This window comes from Bacteroides sp. NGMCC 1.200775, from assembly GCF_040798045.1.
Taxonomy (GTDB): Bacteria; Bacteroidota; Bacteroidia; order Bacteroidales; family Bacteroidaceae; genus Bacteroides; species Bacteroides hominis.
Window position 1 is genome coordinate 279,125 of sequence record NZ_JASCQK010000004.1, and the last position, 15,885, is coordinate 295,009.

The 15,885-nt window shown below is 42.1% G+C and carries 14 protein-coding genes; 8 read left to right on the forward strand and 6 right to left on the reverse strand.

All coding sequences use genetic code 11. The features are described 5' to 3' along the window. Positions 1-8: 8 nt before the first annotated feature. The 3 genes from QK890_RS12910 to QK890_RS12920 form a co-directional block, all read right to left on the reverse strand. Positions 9-3,167, reverse strand: coding sequence for a SusC/RagA family TonB-linked outer membrane protein (locus tag QK890_RS12910; protein ID WP_250713983.1), 3,159 nt, complete (start codon positions 3,165-3,167; stop codon positions 9-11). A gap of 103 nt (positions 3,168-3,270) precedes the next feature. Further along, the gene (locus QK890_RS12915) at positions 3,271-3,807 is read right to left on the reverse strand and encodes a hypothetical protein (protein ID WP_005780318.1); all 537 of its coding nucleotides are present in this window, start codon (positions 3,805-3,807) and stop codon (positions 3,271-3,273) included. 69 nt (positions 3,808-3,876) lie between these two features. After that, on the reverse strand, positions 3,877-5,802 hold the full coding sequence (locus QK890_RS12920) for an NAD(+) synthase (protein WP_005780316.1): 1,926 nt from the start codon (positions 5,800-5,802) through the stop codon (positions 3,877-3,879). A gap of 110 nt (positions 5,803-5,912) precedes the next feature. Here QK890_RS12920 and QK890_RS12925 point away from each other — a divergent pair, with 110 nt between their 5' ends. The 5 genes from QK890_RS12925 (at position 5,913) to QK890_RS12945 (ending at position 10,492) form a co-directional block, all read left to right on the forward strand. Next, entirely contained in the window at positions 5,913-8,024 is a 2,112-nt protein-coding gene (locus QK890_RS12925; protein ID WP_234212355.1) for a M3 family metallopeptidase, read from the forward strand. Between the two features lie 183 nt (positions 8,025-8,207). Next, positions 8,208-8,555: a DUF805 domain-containing protein gene (locus QK890_RS12930; RefSeq protein ID WP_005780313.1), complete on the forward strand. Its 348-nt coding sequence runs from the start codon at positions 8,208-8,210 to the stop codon at positions 8,553-8,555. Between the two features lie 169 nt (positions 8,556-8,724). Continuing rightward, positions 8,725-9,144: a Fur family transcriptional regulator gene (locus QK890_RS12935; protein WP_005780312.1), complete on the forward strand. Its 420-nt coding sequence runs from the start codon at positions 8,725-8,727 to the stop codon at positions 9,142-9,144. A 21-nt stretch (positions 9,145-9,165) separates the two neighbouring features. Continuing rightward, a complete protein-coding gene (locus QK890_RS12940; RefSeq protein ID WP_005780311.1) occupies positions 9,166-9,723 on the forward strand; it encodes an NADH peroxidase in 558 nt (185 codons plus the stop codon). Between the two features lie 133 nt (positions 9,724-9,856). After that, on the forward strand, positions 9,857-10,492 hold the full coding sequence (locus QK890_RS12945; protein WP_005807443.1) for a SagB/ThcOx family dehydrogenase: 636 nt from the start codon (positions 9,857-9,859) through the stop codon (positions 10,490-10,492). A 66-nt stretch (positions 10,493-10,558) separates the two neighbouring features. Here the strand turns inward: QK890_RS12945 and QK890_RS12950 are convergent, their stop codons facing one another. Both QK890_RS12950 and trxA read right to left on the reverse strand, forming a co-directional pair. Continuing rightward, positions 10,559-11,026: a co-chaperone YbbN gene (locus QK890_RS12950; protein ID WP_005780298.1), complete on the reverse strand. Its 468-nt coding sequence runs from the start codon at positions 11,024-11,026 to the stop codon at positions 10,559-10,561. After that, positions 11,023-11,334, reverse strand: a complete 312-nt coding sequence (gene trxA / locus QK890_RS12955; protein ID WP_005807441.1) for a thioredoxin — start codon at positions 11,332-11,334, stop codon at positions 11,023-11,025. The genes QK890_RS12950 and trxA overlap by 4 nt, the downstream gene beginning before the upstream one ends. A 174-nt stretch (positions 11,335-11,508) precedes the next feature. Here trxA and QK890_RS12960 point away from each other — a divergent pair, with 174 nt between their 5' ends. The 3 genes from QK890_RS12960 to QK890_RS12970 are packed head-to-tail and all read left to right on the forward strand — an operon-like array spanning position 11,509 to position 13,615. Next, the gene (locus QK890_RS12960; protein WP_005780295.1) at positions 11,509-12,315 is read left to right on the forward strand and encodes a UDP-2,3-diacylglucosamine diphosphatase; all 807 of its coding nucleotides are present in this window, start codon (positions 11,509-11,511) and stop codon (positions 12,313-12,315) included. Beyond that, positions 12,312-13,436 (forward strand): glycosyltransferase family protein, encoded by a 1,125-nt coding sequence (locus QK890_RS12965; RefSeq protein WP_250702856.1) that lies wholly within the window; start codon positions 12,312-12,314, stop codon positions 13,434-13,436. The genes QK890_RS12960 and QK890_RS12965 overlap by 4 nt, the downstream gene beginning before the upstream one ends. Then, a complete protein-coding gene (locus tag QK890_RS12970; RefSeq protein WP_122296207.1) occupies positions 13,433-13,615 on the forward strand; it encodes a type II toxin-antitoxin system HicB family antitoxin in 183 nt (60 codons plus the stop codon). Before QK890_RS12965 ends, QK890_RS12970 begins: the two co-directional genes overlap by 4 nt. 106 nt (positions 13,616-13,721) lie before the next feature. Here QK890_RS12970 and QK890_RS12975 read toward each other — a convergent pair whose 3' ends face one another. After that, the gene (locus QK890_RS12975) at positions 13,722-15,884 is read right to left on the reverse strand and encodes a S46 family peptidase (protein ID WP_250702903.1); all 2,163 of its coding nucleotides are present in this window, start codon (positions 15,882-15,884) and stop codon (positions 13,722-13,724) included. Between the last annotated feature and the right edge of the window lies 1 nt (position 15,885).

Genomic DNA, 15,885 nt, shown 5'->3' on the forward strand with positions numbered 1-15,885 from the left:
TAACATGTTTAGAATTTTATGTTGACTCCCATACCGATATAGCGTGCAGTAGGATCGTTGGCCCCTCCGTCATTGCTGTCTCCCGTATAGTCAGGATCGACGAAAGGAACTTTCTTCCATACAGCAAGATTGTTGCCGAAGACTGTGGCAGTCAGTCCTTTCACGGGACTTTGTTTTGAAAGTAATTTAGTGAAGTTGTAGGTCAGGGCTACCCGGCGCAATTTAATGTAACTACGGTCGAATACATTGGCAAACTTCGCATTTTCTTTGGATGACACATAAGCCTGATAAGGGTAATTCTGACACCATTGCTGCCAATCGACGGCTGTTGTATTACGTCTGTATGTACGGGTATCCGAGATGACATTTCCGTCAATGTCACGTTTCAGTTCACCTCCGGTTACCACTACACCGTTGGGCACATATACCGGATGTCCGGCTGCGTATTGTGCATCTCTGTATTCAACAGACTCCGGATGTTTACCACCCCACCATAACTTTTCGCTCAGTACGGAATAGATGACTCCTTTGTACGCACCATCCAGATCGACAGACAGGGTGAAGTCTTTATAACGGAACGTATTCTGCATACCCATACGGAAGTTGGGGTCCAGATGTCCCAGATATTGCTTGTAGGCGTCTTTGGTCGGCATGCCATTTTCATCGAGAATCAGTTCTCCATCAGCACTTTTTTGCCATTGTGAACCGTAGAATGCGTCGGCACGGTCGCCTACTTTCAAGTCACCGAATTTTTTTTGTCCACCATATATTTCTGTCAGCTTCTTTACGCTTTTGCTCCAGTTCAGGGCAAATTCCCATTGGAAATCTCTATTTTGGATTGCCTGTACGTTTGCCATGATTTCCCATCCGTTAGTGGTATATTGATTACCGTTCACTTTACGGCTGGTGAAACCCGAAGCATTCGATATGTTTAGGTCGATGATCTGGTTCTCGTCAATCGTGTGATAATATGTCAGGTCGAAGGAGAGACGGTTCCGGAAAAAAGAAGTTGATAAACCTGCTTCCCAAGAGGTCGTTTTCTGGGGTTTGATGTAATAGTTCACCAGAGACGAGGGATAGGAGATAGACGGGTTTGAACCATAGTTGGTATCTTTAGTGTAGGTAGATATAATCTGGTATGGAGACAAGTCGGTAGAAACGACTGCCCATGAGCCATACATTTTAAGATAATCCATGAATGTAGGTAGTTTGACATATTCAGACACCATTGTACTGATTGCTACGGAAGGATAAAAGTAAGAATTGCTGCCTTTTGCGAGAGTGGATGACCAGTCATTACGTCCCGTCAGGGTCAGGTAAGCATATTTATAAAGGTCGAGGTTGACAGAGCCATAAATACTGCGGATGGATTTCTCGTTCCGGTTGGCATCGGTAATGGATGGTCCTTGGGTGTTTTTGATACTGTATACGAAAGGAACGATCAAACCGTCGGTAGACTGGTACTCTTGACGGTAATTTCGGTAAAATACAGAGCTACCCGCATTCAGTGTAAAAAGAATATCGGGAGTAAGGTCTTGTGTATAGGTAGCCAGTACATCAGCATCCACATTGGTCTGGTGGTCATTCCAGACTTTGTAGTCGCCTTCACGTGAGTCACCATAGTTCATGTAAGTTTTGGGAACTTTCATTTCCTGTAGAATTGTCTTCTGACGTAAGGCTGCGCGTCCCTGAATGTTCAGGTTGGGCAGGAGTTGATAATTGAGACGTAGCTGACCGTTCACTACATCACGGTTTTCCGACTGCTGAAGCTCTTCGGCGGCAAAATAAGGGTTGTTGTACCATGCGTAGTTATAGCTGGCCTGGCGATATCCCTCCTGTCCCGGAACATATTTATGTTTACGGAGTTCTTTACCGTTCACATCGTCTCCCATCCATACAACAATGGTGTACATATGGTTTTTAGGTCCGTATCCATAGCGTGGATAGCTTGGAGAAACCACCTTGTTATACGCCAGATTGGCGTCAAGTTGCAGGTTTTGAGCAAGATCGAAAGTGGAGTTGAAGTTGACCCCTCCGCTGTGCATTTGTGTAGAGGGTACCTGTCCTTTTTGATAAGCATACTGTCCGGTTACAAAGTAGCGTGCTTTCTCTCCTTTATAGGCGATAGAGATGTTGTTGTTGGTTACTAATCCTGTTTGCAGGAAGTCTTTCAGGTTATCATGAGATACCCAGTCGATAGGAACTCGTTCGTAGCGTGATTTGTCATCATATTGAGTCCCTTTCACATCTCCCCACCAAGGAATTTCTTTCCCGGTCACTTTGTCTCGGATGGGGCTGTTCCATTGGGCTACTTTGGTCCCGACGTTTAGTTTGGGACCCCATGTCATATCACCATCTGAGATACCACCGTCGGCACCGTCCCAAAATTCGTATTTGCCGTTCGAACCACTACCATATTGATGCTGTGTTTCGGGTAATACGGCAAAACCGGCAGTAATCATATTGTTGGTGGAGAAGTTGATTTCCAACCCTTCTTTCTTGGCTGTTTTGCTGGTAATTAAGATAGCTCCGTTTTTTCCGCGTGAACCATATAACGCCGAAGCTGCTGTACCTTTCAACACGTTGACACTTTCGATGTTTTCACTCGATATATCGAAAAAGTCCGTTTCTACCGGAACACCGTCTAATACAATCAAAGGAGTATTACCGCGTAATTTGAAACTTGGTGCCTGAAAAATACCGGTCGGATTGGCTACCAATAAGCCGGCTACTTGCCCGGAAAGTGCAGAACCGACATTCAGGCTGGGAGTTGCATTCAACACGTCACTGTTGATTTGCTGGGTGGTGTAACCGATCTTTTTCTTTTGTTGTTTGATACCGATAGCAGTTACTACTACTTCATCTATAGCCTGTACATCGTCTGTCAGTTCAACGTTGATCATAGGATTATTGCTTTTCACTTCTTTTTCTACCGTATTGTATCCGACGAAAGAGAAAGTCAGGATATCACCTATGGAGGCCTCGAGACGGTAATGTCCGTCTATGTCGGTGACCGTACCGTTCGTTGAGTTTTTTACCATGATTGTGGCACCGATTACCGGTCCCATTTTGTCTGTTACTGTTCCTGTTACTTTGATTGTCTGTGCAAAAGCAAGTGATGTGCACAAAAACATACAACAAAGAAACAGATAAAATTTACTGTTCATAAGTTATGTACTAATTTAGTGTTTGGGCATAGCAGATGCCGGGACAAGAGATTTACCATTGTCCGAGGCTTGCTACAAGTATAAGTTTACCTATTGAAAAAGTTTAAATATCGGTTAGTTTTACGTTTTGGAAAACGGAAAGAAGGGCGGCTGCATTTTTGCGATTTTGTTGTAAAGCGTCTTCGAATGATTCGGTTTCAGAGTCGAAAGCAGAGATGGCTATTTTGAGTACATTTGTAAATTCGGCAGTTACTTGTTCCTGCCCCATTTTGTTACTTTTGAGTTCTCTGTTCAGTTGTTTTTCGATAGAACGTACGGCATTGTAGATAGTAGGTTTCCGAATGACGGTACGACGGGTGGGATCACCCGGAACTACTTCTTCCCTTACCACATAGATATTCATGAACTGGTTATAGAGATAACCGGCTTCTTGTCCGAATTTGTAATTAGTTACATTGGCCAGTGCTTCTGCCGATGGCTGTTTAATGGCAGAATAGAACTCCCATGTTGTTTTTACGACTGAGCTTACTTCCGCTTTATTCTTGTTGTCGGATTTGTCATCATCCGGCACTGAATTTGCAGCGTTCAGGGCAATACTGGATACAAATAGTACAAATGCTAAAATAAATTGTCTTTTCATAACTTTACCTCTTTTTAATATGACGTTGCAAAGGTCGCGACATCATATTAAAAAGAGGTATCGTCATTGTTACAATTCGGATACTTCTTTCAACCATGCAGCCGAACTGGCATCGCTTGGCATACGCCAGTCACCTCTCGGACTGATGGAGACACTTCCTACCTTTGGACCATCGGGCAGACACGAACGTTTGAATTGTTGATTGAAGAACCGGCGGAAAAAGGTTTGCAGCCATTTTTTTATGGTTTCAGCATCGTATATTCCGTTGAATACGGTTTGTGCCAGAAAGTATATTTTCGACGGGCGGAAGCCGAATCGCAGGAAATAGTACAGGAAAAAGTCGTGGAGTTCATAAGGACCTACCAGATCTTCCGTTTTTTGTTTGATTTCTCCATTCTCATCTGCCGGTATCAGTTCAGGACTGATAGGAGTGTCTACAATGTCCAGCAGGGTTATTTTAGATTCCCCGTCGACTTCATTTTCAGCTACCCATTGTACAAGATGTTGTACCAGTGTCTTGGGTATGCTTGCATTGACGCCATACATCGACATGTGGTCACCGTTGTATGTGGCCCATCCCAATGCAAGTTCAGAGAGATCACCCGTCCCGATTACTAATCCACAGATTTGGTTGGCTACATCCATCAGGATTTGCGTGCGTTCGCGCGCTTGTGAGTTTTCGTATGTTACATCATGTACGTTGAGGTCATGTCCGATGTCTTTGAAGTGCTGGATACATGCTTCCCTAATACTGATTTCGCGAATCGAAATCCCTAACGAGTTCATCAAAGCGATGGCGTTATGATAAGTGCGGTCGGTCGTTCCGAACCCCGGCATGGTTATACCTAAAATGTCTTTACGGGATAATCCCAGCTTGTCGAATGTTTTGACGCATACTAATAATGCCAGTGTAGAGTCGAGCCCTCCGGAAATTCCCACTACAGCTGTTTTGGCTCCTGTGTGTACTAAGCGTTGTGCCAGTCCGGCGACCTGTATGGAGAAGATTTCTTCGCAACGATTGTTGAGTTCAGCTCCTTGTGGAACAAAAGGGTGTGGGTTGAATGTACGGGTAAGATTCAGATCTTTACTGTTGGTATATTCCGTAGAGACTCTGATTGCTTCTTTACCCGGGCAATTGGCTTTGTTGGCAGCAAAAGTTGTATTAATACGGCGTTCGGCACGGATACATTCTACATCTATTTCGCTGATAACTAATTGCTCTTCCAGGCAGAACCGTTCACTTCGTGCAAGCAGGCCACCGTTTTCGTATATGAGTCCGTTTCCTGCAAAAACCACATCCGTCGTTGATTCGCCGAAACCACTGGATGAAAAAACATAACCGGAGAGGCACCGTGCGGATTGCTGGCTGATCAGAGAACAAAGATAGCTATGCTTGCCGATCCCTTCATCGTCGGCAGAAAGATTAAAAATGATTTCAGCCCCTTGCAGCGCCAGTGAAGAACTTGGAGGAACCGTAGACCAAAGGTCTTCGCATATTTCTATTCCAAAAGTTGTTTCTGCTGTTTCAAACAACAGGTTGTTGCCCATCGGAACAATTTGTCCACACAAACGTACACTGGTTTCCGAGACCTGCAAAGCAGATGTAAACCAACGCTGTTCATAAAACTCTTTATAATTAGGTAGATAGGTTTTAGGTACTACTCCCAGTATTTTGCCTTTTTGGATAGCGACTGCGGCATTGATAATCGTGGAATTGACTACTACCGGCATACCCAATATAGAAATGATGTCCAACTGGCGGGTATTGTTCAGAATCTGCATTAACGCCATTTCTGCTTGTTCAAGCAGAAGTTGCTGGGCGAACAAATCTCCGCAGGTATATCCGGTAATACACATTTCGGGAAAAGTAAGGATCTGCACCCCTTTGCCTTCGGCAATGGCAATAAGACCCTCCAGTCTTTCTGAATTAAATTTGCAATCTGCAACCTTTACGCGGGGAACAGCCGCCGCAACTTTTACGAATCCGTAGTTCATTTTCTATCAGGGTTTATCATTTCTACCGGCAAAAGTAGGCATTTTAATCGAATCTTTGTATTTTTGTCAAATTTGAATTGATACATTATAATATTAAATCGCACAAAAACATGAAGAAGATGCTTATGGCTGCCGGAATGGCTGCCGTGATGACTGCTTGCGGCACAAGTGCACAGAAAGCAGCCACCGATGCCGGAAACCCTTTTCTGGCTGAGTATTCAACTCCTTTTAATGTTCCACCGTTCGACCGGATCAAAGTAGAGCATTACAAAGAGGCTTTCCTGAAAGGGATGGAAGAGCAGAAAAAAGAAATCGATGCTATTGTAAATCAACGTTCGGTTCCGGATTTTGATAATACTATTGCTGCATTCGATCAGAGTGGAGAGTTATTAAATAAGGTGAATACAGTATTTTATGGGTTGAACAGTTGTAATACGAACGATGAAATGCAGACCCTAAACAAAGAGCTTACCCCATTGCTTTCGGCACACCGTGATGATATTAGTCTGAACCCTGCTCTGTTTGCTCGTGTGAAAGAGGTTTATGAACGACGCGAGCAATTGGGTTTAGATAAAGAACAGAATAAATTACTGGAAGAGACTTACAAGAAATTTGTTCGTGGAGGTGCTAATCTCGATTCTGTTGACCAGGCAAAGTTGCGCCAGTTGAATAGCGAGATTTCAATGTTGCAGTTGACTTTTGGGCAGAATCTGCTGAAAGAAACCAATGCTTTCCGGTTGGTTATAGATAAGGAAGAGGACCTTGCCGGATTGCCGGAAAGTCTCGTGGCATCTGCAGCCGAAGCAGCTAAGTCAGAGGGGCTGGAAGGAGAGTGGCTTTTTACTTTACACAATCCGAGTGTGATGCCTTTTTTGCAATATGCAGATAATCGTGAGTTGCGTGAAAAGATATTTAAGGGATACATCAATCGTGGCAATAATGGTAACGAGACAGACAATAATGAAATTGTGAAGAAATTGGTTACTTTACGTCTGGAGAAAGCTAAACTGATGGGATATGCCGATTATGCTTCTTATGTTTTGGAAGACCGTATGGCGAAGAACGAGGAGAATGTGTATCGTTTACTGAATCAGATCTGGACTCCTGCAGTTGCGAAAGCTAAGGAAGAGTTAGTTGACATTCAGGCTGAAATTAAAAAAGAAGGAGCTAACTTCACCCCTGAAGGATGGGACTGGCGCTACTATTTTGAGAAAGCAAAGAAAGCAAAGTTCAGTCTGGACGAAAATGAAATACGTCCCTATCTTGAATTGAATAATGTTCGTGACGGCGCCTTCTATGTGGCTAATAAACTTTATGGTATCACTTTTTCCGAAATAAATGACATACCAAAACCGCATGAAGAAGCACAGGCTTTCGAGTGCAAAGATAAGGACGGTAGTCATCTGGGGGTGCTTTATATGGATTTCTTTCCCCGTTCAAGCAAGCGAGCAGGTGCATGGTGCGGGACTTACCGCTCTCAAACCTATCGTGACGGCAAACGTTTGGCACCGGTAGTAACAATTGTGTGCAACTTCACCAAACCCTCTTCGGGTCAGCCTGCTTTGCTCAGTGCAGATGAAGCCAGCACTTTATTCCACGAGTTTGGGCATGCATTGCACAATTTGTTTAAAGATGTACGTTTTTATGGAGTATCCGGAGTGCCGCGCGATTTTGTAGAGCTACCGTCCCAAGTTATGGAACATTGGGTATTTGAGCCGGAAGTACTGAAGGTATATGCAAAACATTACCAGACCGGTGAGGTGATTCCTTCTGCTTTGATTGAAAAACTTGATAAGAGTGGCAAGTATGGACAAGGATTTGCTACGACCGAATATCTTGCTGCTTCTTTGCTTGATATGGATTATCATGTGCTCAAAGAAATTCCCGGAGATATGGATATCGTTAAATTTGAAACAACTGTACTTAAAGAACGAGGGTTGCCGAATCAGATACCTCCCCGTTATCGTACTACTTATTTTAACCATATTATGAATAGTGGATATACGGCTGGTTATTATAGCTATATTTGGGCTGAAGTGCTTGATAGTGATGCTTTTGAAGCCTATAGGGAGACTGGAGATCTTTTTAATCAGGAAGTAGCATCCAGATTCCGTCGCTATATTCTCACTCCGGGAGGAATTGACGATGCTATGAATATGTATAAGAACTTTCGCGGAAAGGAACCGGGTATAGAACCTTTGTTACGGAACAGAGGATTGTAGATTGGCTTATACAGGGCTTTTACATTGTACTATAGGGGAAGAAACAATCTTCCCCTTTTATTTTTTGCTAAAAATAAACGCAGAAAATATAAAAAATACAAATAATAGTTATTATATTTGCAGCGGTTTATTGAAATAAACACAAAATACCAACAATTATTAACTATTAAAAGAATTAGAAAAATGAAAGAGTACATTGATGTTTTGAAGAAGTGGAAAGACTTTGACGGAAGAGCCAGAAGACGTGAATACTGGATGTTTGTCTTGTTTATGGCTATTTTCGCTATTGTTGCAGGTATTATTGATGGCATTTTAGGTACAGTTTGTGTATTTGTAGGGCTTTATTATCTGGCTATGCTCCTGCCTATGATTGCTGTTAGCGTGCGTCGTATGCACGATATCGGTAAAAGTGGATGGTGGTTGTTTATCACTTTTGTGCCGGTAATCGGTAGCCTTTGGTATCTCTTCCTGACTATCCAGGATGGACAGCCGGGCAGCAACCAATATGGTGAAAATCCCAAAGGAGTTTAATACGTACATATTATTGTCATAAGAAACGGCATGCAAAAGTCATTTTGTATGCCGTTTTTCTATTTTATCAAAAAAATATCCGTATTTTGTTTGCGAAAATAAAAGAACTCTTTATCTTTGCATCAGATTTAAAATTGTAATGAATACAATTTTGTAAAAGAGGAAGAAGATGGAATCATACAACCGATTATTAGAGCATAACATTAAACCGTCCATGCAGCGTATTGCTATCATGAACTATTTGATGGAACATAGGACACATCCGTCGGCTGATGAAATATACACTGCATTATCTCCCTCTATGCCAACACTTTCGAAGACAACGGTTTATAATACTCTTAGACTGTTTTCGGAACAGGGAGCGGCACAAATGCTTACTATCGACGAACGGAATACCAATTTTGACGGAGATACTTCACAACACGCTCATTTTTTGTGTAAACGTTGTGGACGTATTTATGATTTGAAGTGCCAGGTTGAAATGAAACAAGTAGAAGGACTTCAAATGAATGGACATGAAGTAAGTGAAATGCATTACTATTATAAAGGTATTTGTAAGAATTGTTTAAATGATATACGTATTGACTAATTAATTTAAAATTAAGACGAAATGAAAAAGTTTAGATGTACTGTCTGCGGTTATGTTTATGAAGGTGACGCAGCTCCTGAGAAATGTCCTTTGTGTAAAGCTCCTGCAAGCAAATTCGTAGAAGTTGTTGAAGAAGAAGGTGGTGCACTCACTTTTGTTGACGAGCACGTAATCGGTGTGGCTAAGGGTTGTGACGAAGAAATGATCAAAGACTTGAACAATCACTTCATGGGCGAATGTACTGAAGTTGGTATGTATCTGGCTATGAGCCGTCAGGCTGACCGTGAAGGCTATCCTGAAGTAGCTGAGGCTTTCAAACGTTACGCTTGGGAAGAAGCTGAGCATGCTTCTAAGTTTGCCGAACTGCTGGGAGATTGCGTATGGGATACTAAGACAAACCTTGAAAAGAGAATGAATGCTGAAGCCGGTGCTTGCGAAGATAAAAAGCGCATTGCTACACGTGCTAAAGCTTTGAATTTGGATGCTATCCATGATACAGTGCACGAAATGTGTAAAGACGAAGCTCGTCACGGTAAAGGTTTTGAAGGACTTTATAACCGTTATTTCGGTAAGAAATAAATCATATAGATGATTATAGAAAAAGGCTTGTATCTATACGGATACAGGCCTTTTTTGTTAAACTTTCTTTTGAAATGGGGCCGTTAACTGATGATTTTTTTATATTTGTATTTCACTTAAAAGAAAAAGGATTATGAAAAAACTACAGTCTTTAGTGTGTTTTCTTCTTTTGTCAATGACAATTTATGCTGCCGATCAGGTGATTCAGCTGCCCAAGCCCAATATAAATCGTAGCGGACAGTTAATGAAAGCGTTATCCGAGCGCCATTCTGTCCGTGAATATGCTTCCCAAGCTCTGAGCAACACCGATTTATCCGACCTGTTGTGGGCCGCCAATGGAATTAGTCGTCCGGCAGAGGGCAAGCGCACTGCTCCGTCGGCCATGAATCGTCAAGATGTTGATATCTACGTAGTCCTTCCGCAAGGTACTTATTTGTATGATGCTAAAGGACATAAGCTTAACTTGATTTCTGAGGGCGATTATCGTTCGGCAGTTGCAGGGGGACAGGCTTTTGTCAATAGTGCTCCGCTATCATTGGTACTGGTCAGTGATTTATCAAAATTGGGAGATGTGAAAAATAATCGCACTCAAATGACAGGAGCTATGGATGTAGGGATTGTTTCTCAGAATATTTCATTATTTTGTTCCGCAGCGCGACTGGCTACGGTTCCACGCGCAACAATGGATACAACCCAGCTCAGAAGTGCCTTGAAATTGAAAGATGGTCAGATTCCGATGATGAATCATCCGGTTGGATACTTTAAGTAATTGATAAAAGGGTATGGTTTGCCAAAGACGGCACCATACCCTTTTATCATGTTTTTTATTAAAACTTTATTTCTGTTTCAGCAAAAATTCGTCTATTGCTTTTTTATAAGTGGCTTTATCTGCTGCTCCACGGAACAATTGAGGTTCGCCTTCCATGGGAATAAATACAAAAAGAGGAATGCTTGTTGCATTGAACAGGGCAGCCAATTCTTTTTCTTTATCTACATTCACTTTATATATCACGATCTTCCCGTCATACTCTTTAGCGAGCGATTTCATGATAGGGGCTGTCATGCGGCAAGGACCACACCAATCGGCATATAAGTCGATGATAGCTGGTTTATCACCTTTGTATTTCCACTCTTTTGAGTTTTGGTAATCAAACACATCGTTGATAAACATCTCTTTATTCATCACAATGACTTCACCGCTTTTTGCTTCCTTTTTGTTTTGATTTGTCTTGGCTCCATCGTTTACAGCAAACATAATGGTGCTGATCATGGCCAAAGCTACTAATGATAATACTTTCTTCATTCTTTGTCTTTTATTGTGTATTGTTCAATAACTCCTTTCAGTTCGCTACCTTGGATCATACCGGAATGTCTCCAGACTGCTTCTCCCGTTTTGAAAAGGATGAAAGTAGGCACTGCCTGGATTCTGTATTTTACCGCCAAGTCCTCATGGGTATCCACATCTATTTTTACAATGCGGGCTTTTTCTCCTATCTGTTGTTTCAAATCTTCAAGAATCGGTTTCATTGCTTTGCAAGGTCCACACCATTCTGCAAAAAAATCTACTAAAACGGGACTTTGTGACTGTATTAAATCTTCGAATTTTTCCATAATTTTTTCCTTTCTTTTGATAAATATAAGCCCTCGTTTAGACAGGGCAAATATAGCTATTTGTTTTATTATAATAACAGAGAAACCCCGATTTTGTTCATCATATAGTAACCTTGCATTCATCCTCCTGTAATCTGAAAACAGGATCTTTGCGTAACGAAAAAACAAAAAGTTATGCATTTACGCACGTATTATCCCACAGTAGTTCTTTCGGATATTCATCTGGGAACACAGCATTCTAAAACAGAAGAGGTTACTCACTTTTTGAAATCGATTAATTGTGACCGCCTGATCCTGAATGGTGATATCATCGATGGATGGCATTTACAGAAAAGCGGTTTGGGAAAATGGAAAGCTAAACATACGGACTTCTTTAAAGTGATTATGAAAATGATGGAGAATTTCGGAACACAGGTGATTTATGTTCGTGGCAATCATGATGACTTTCTGGATAATCTGGCACCTTTGAACTTTTATAATGTCCAAATTGTGAAAGACTGCATCTATGAGAGTCATGGCAAACGTTATTATGTGACCCATGGAGATATTTTCGATACAGTGACCACCCAAATGAAGTGGTTGGCGAAACTGGGAGACACTGGATATACTTTTCTGTTGTGGTTGAATAAAGTTTATAACGCCCGCAGAATGAAGCAGGGTAAGCCTTATTATTCTCTTTCTCAATCTATCAAGAATAAAGTGAAGACCGCTGTTTCTTATATTTCTGATTTTGAAAAAGAGCTTGTAGGACTGGCAAAAGTTAAAAGGTGTGATGGGGTGATATGCGGGCATATTCATCACCCTGCCAATACTTATTGTGATGGTATTCATTATCTTAATTCGGGTGACTGGGTAGAAACACTTTCGGCTTTGACAGAAGATGAAGAAGGAAACTGGACTATCCGTTATTTTGATAGTGAACTATTGAAAGAAAATAATAACAAAGAGAAAAAAACTACACCAATAACTAAAGCATCATGAAATTTTTGTTTATCGTTCAAGGAGAGGGGAGGGGACATTTTACCCAAGCCATTACTCTGGAAGATATGTTGTTGCGTAATGGACACGAAGTAGTGGAAGTACTTGTCGGGAAAAGTTCATCACGTACTTTACCCGGTTTCTTTAACCGAAGTATTCAGGCACCCGTAAAGCGCTTCACCAGTCCGAATTTTTTGCCTACCACTGAAAATAAGCGGGCTAATCTGAAAAAGAGTTTTGTTTATAACCTGATACGTACACCGGAATACTTTCGCAGCATGTGTTATATCGATCAGCGTATTAAGGAAACAGGGGCGGAAGTCGTGATCAACTTCTACGAACTTCTGACTGGACTTACCTACGCACTCTTCCGTCCCTCTGTTCCTTATGTCTGCGTCGGGCATCAATATCTGTTCTTGCATAAAAACTTTGAGTTTCCACGGAAATCTATGATCCAACTTTCCATACTTCGCTTTTTTACACGTTTGACGAGTCTGCGTGCCAATAGGCGGTTAGCGCTTTCTTTCCATAAGATGAATCCGGACCGGGCAGAAGGTATAACCGTCGTTCCTCCTCTGCTTCGTAGGGAAGTGGCTGCCATCCAACCGGAACAAGGCAATTATATTCACGGATATATGGTTAATTCCGGTTTTGCAGATAGTGTAGAAGCCTTTCATGTCTTACATCCTGAAGTACCTATGCATTTTTTCTGGGATAAACAGGATGTTGACGAGGTAATCAAGGTAGATGCTACCCTAAGTTTCCATCAGATTGATGATGTGAAATTCCTCAACCGAATGGCCGGTTGCAGAGCATATGCCAGTACGGCCGGTTTTGAATCTATTTGTGAGGCAATGTATTTGGGAAAACCTGTACTGATGGTACCTGCCCATATCGAACAGGATTGCAATGCCTATGATGCTTACCGGTCCGGTGCCGGAATTATTGGCGAATCTTTTGATTTGGAGTCGTTGCTACGTTTTGCCGGGACGTATGTTCCCAACAAAGAGTTTATTCGTTGGGCCCGTAGTAGTGAGCGGCAGATTATAGGAGAACTCGAACGACTTATCGACCAGCAGTCGGTCATTACTGTACCTACATTAACTAATTATTTTCCGATATGAAATTGAATAAAACTGATTATGTGCTTGAACGTACATCCGATGGAGGTTATTATGCCTGGCTTATTGTAAGTATGCAGTGTAATGCGTATGGTGATTCACCTGAAGAAGCGGTAATAAATCTGGAACAAACCATGGAAGATATGGTTGAAGAGATGTATTTGGTAGAAGATTTTGTCTGAAGCTATCAGGTAATCAGTGGGAGTGAAGAATTTTATTGAGAAATACTTCCATTGATATTTTAAAGAAAGAGAGTACACTTTAAGCGAAGTGCACTCTCTTTTTATATTATTCCACAATATCGAGTTCTTTGATGATATGTGAAGCGCCTGCATATTTATCAATAATAAATAGAGTATAGCGGATGTCAACCACTGCTGCACGTTGTGAAGAAGGACGGAAAGCAATATCTCCTGTCAAACCTTCATAATTACGGTCGAATCCGGTACCAATCAGTTGACCTTTTCCATTGAATACCGGACTTCCGGAGTTTCCTCCTGTGTTGTCTGTATTGACAATGAAACATACTGGCATTTCTCCGTTTTTCATAGCGTAGCGTCCGAAGTCTTTCGCCTGATATAGTTGTTTCAGTTTGGTGGGTACTACAAACTCCCAATTGCCAGGATCTTCTTTCTGCATCACACCTTTCAGAGTCGTATAGTAGTTGTATACTGTTCCGTCAGCAGGTTCGTACGGCAATATCTGACCATAAGTCAATCTGAGAGTCGAGTTTGCATCCGGATAGATAGGTGTGCCGGCGGCCTGGTGCATGTCCATCATACCTTTCACCCATACTTTGTGGGCGGCATCATAGTTTTTATTGGCATCTTTCATTGCGAGAGCTGTTTGCAGCAATCCGTCTGTGATGGAGTATTTGAAGAGAACCATCCAGTCCTTATCGAGTTTGTTCAGGGTAGGACGAGCGATAAACTTGTCGAAGTTTTCTTTCGACCCGAAGATTGAATACTTGAAGCAAGCATCGATAAAGGCATTCTTATCTCCTTTGAAACGGCTGTTTATTACTTTGAAAATACCTATCTGTTGATCTTCCGGAATATATCCGGCATAGGTTTCGAGCATTTTTTTGCCTACGATTTGTTCTACTTCCGGGAAAGGGACAGATGCAAAATATTTATCTGCTGCAATTTTCAGTTTATCGGTTTCTTCTTTAATTTTTGAAGCATTTTTACTTTCAAGCGCTTTTTTCAATCCGTCGGTTGAAGGGATTTTCATAAAATCAAGTGCAGTTACCAATGCTTCGTTAATAGCTTGTTGATGATACATCGCATCATGGCGGTGAGCTACAATCGAACGTATTTCGTCGAAGGCCTTCTGGTAAGAATCATCTTTCTTCTCACGTCCCATTGCCAATAACTGTTCTTGTTGCTTTTCTTTGGTATCCAACACTTTTAGGCGAACAAGCCCTTCGTTCATGCCAATGGCATTTTTCCAGTAATTAGCTGAAGAGGCATATTTGCTTGCGTAATGTATGCGCACCGCAGGATCTTTCAGCATTTGTTCCATCAGTACAGCTTGTCTTGCTTCGCGTACATGATGGCGCATGAAGTTAGTGGTTTGCATCCGTTCTTTTACTTCGTCGGCAATCATGTAGCGCCAGTTACGTCCGGGAAATCCCATAACGAAGGTGAAGTCACCCTCTTTTACTCCTGCCAAACTAATTGTCAGGTGTTTTTTTACTTGTAGGGGCACGTTGTCTTTAGAATATTCTGCCGGCTGGCCACTTGGGTCTGCGTAAATGCGGAATAAAGAGAAGTCTCCTGTGTGACGCGGCCACATCCAGTTATCTGTGTCAGCTCCGAATTTGCCAATAGAGGAGGGAGGAGCACCTACCATGCGGATGTCACTGTAGACGGTCTTTACAAACAGATAGTACTTGTTACCGCCATAAAACGGTTTCAGTTCCAGGCGTGTTGCCGGTGTGATTTGGATTTTTTCCGCCTTTGCGAAACGGTCGGCAACCGTTGCCAGATATTTGGGAGACAAATAATTGACTCCGTTAGGATCATCATCTTTTTTGAGCTGTTCATTTACATAGTCCGTTACGTCGAGAATACGGTCGATAAAGGTTACTGTCAGTCCTTTGCATGGTAACTCTTCGTTTCGGCTCATTGCCCAGAATCCGTCTGTCAGATAGTCATGATCTACACTGCTGTGTTGCTGGATCGCCCCATATCCGCAATGGTGGTTGGTCAGTACCAATCCTTCCGCTGAGATAATTTCACCGGTACATCCGCCTCCAAAATGCACAACAGCATCTTTTAAAGCTATTCCGTCCGGATTGTAAACCTCTTCAATGGGGATTTGTAATCCAAGGTCCATCATGGCAGCTTCATTCTGCGCTTTCAGGTCAGTAAGCATCCACATTCCTTCGTCGGCACTGATGGTCAGTGCCATCAGTGCGAACGTAGTAGATAATAATTGCTTTTTCATC

Coding starts and splice junctions, on each gene's coding strand:
- QK890_RS12950 (WP_005780298.1), bottom strand. CDS start 11,026: ATGAAGAAAGTATTATCATTAGTAGCTTTGGCCATGATCAGCACCATT.
- QK890_RS12910 (WP_250713983.1), bottom strand. CDS start 3,167: ATGAACAGTAAATTTTATCTGTTTCTTTGTTGTATGTTTTTGTGCACA.
- QK890_RS12915 (WP_005780318.1), bottom strand. CDS start 3,807: ATGAAAAGACAATTTATTTTAGCATTTGTACTATTTGTATCCAGTATT.
- QK890_RS12935 (WP_005780312.1), top strand. CDS start 8,725: ATGGAATCATACAACCGATTATTAGAGCATAACATTAAACCGTCCATG.
- QK890_RS12940 (WP_005780311.1), top strand. CDS start 9,166: ATGAAAAAGTTTAGATGTACTGTCTGCGGTTATGTTTATGAAGGTGAC.
- QK890_RS12965 (WP_250702856.1), top strand. CDS start 12,312: ATGAAATTTTTGTTTATCGTTCAAGGAGAGGGGAGGGGACATTTTACC.
- QK890_RS12970 (WP_122296207.1), top strand. CDS start 13,433: ATGAAATTGAATAAAACTGATTATGTGCTTGAACGTACATCCGATGGA.
- QK890_RS12975 (WP_250702903.1), bottom strand. CDS start 15,884: ATGAAAAAGCAATTATTATCTACTACGTTCGCACTGATGGCACTGACC.
- QK890_RS12960 (WP_005780295.1), top strand. CDS start 11,509: ATGCATTTACGCACGTATTATCCCACAGTAGTTCTTTCGGATATTCAT.
- QK890_RS12920 (WP_005780316.1), bottom strand. CDS start 5,802: ATGAACTACGGATTCGTAAAAGTTGCGGCGGCTGTTCCCCGCGTAAAG.
- QK890_RS12930 (WP_005780313.1), top strand. CDS start 8,208: ATGAAAGAGTACATTGATGTTTTGAAGAAGTGGAAAGACTTTGACGGA.
- trxA (WP_005807441.1), bottom strand. CDS start 11,334: ATGGAAAAATTCGAAGATTTAATACAGTCACAAAGTCCCGTTTTAGTA.
- QK890_RS12945 (WP_005807443.1), top strand. CDS start 9,857: ATGAAAAAACTACAGTCTTTAGTGTGTTTTCTTCTTTTGTCAATGACA.
- QK890_RS12925 (WP_234212355.1), top strand. CDS start 5,913: ATGAAGAAGATGCTTATGGCTGCCGGAATGGCTGCCGTGATGACTGCT.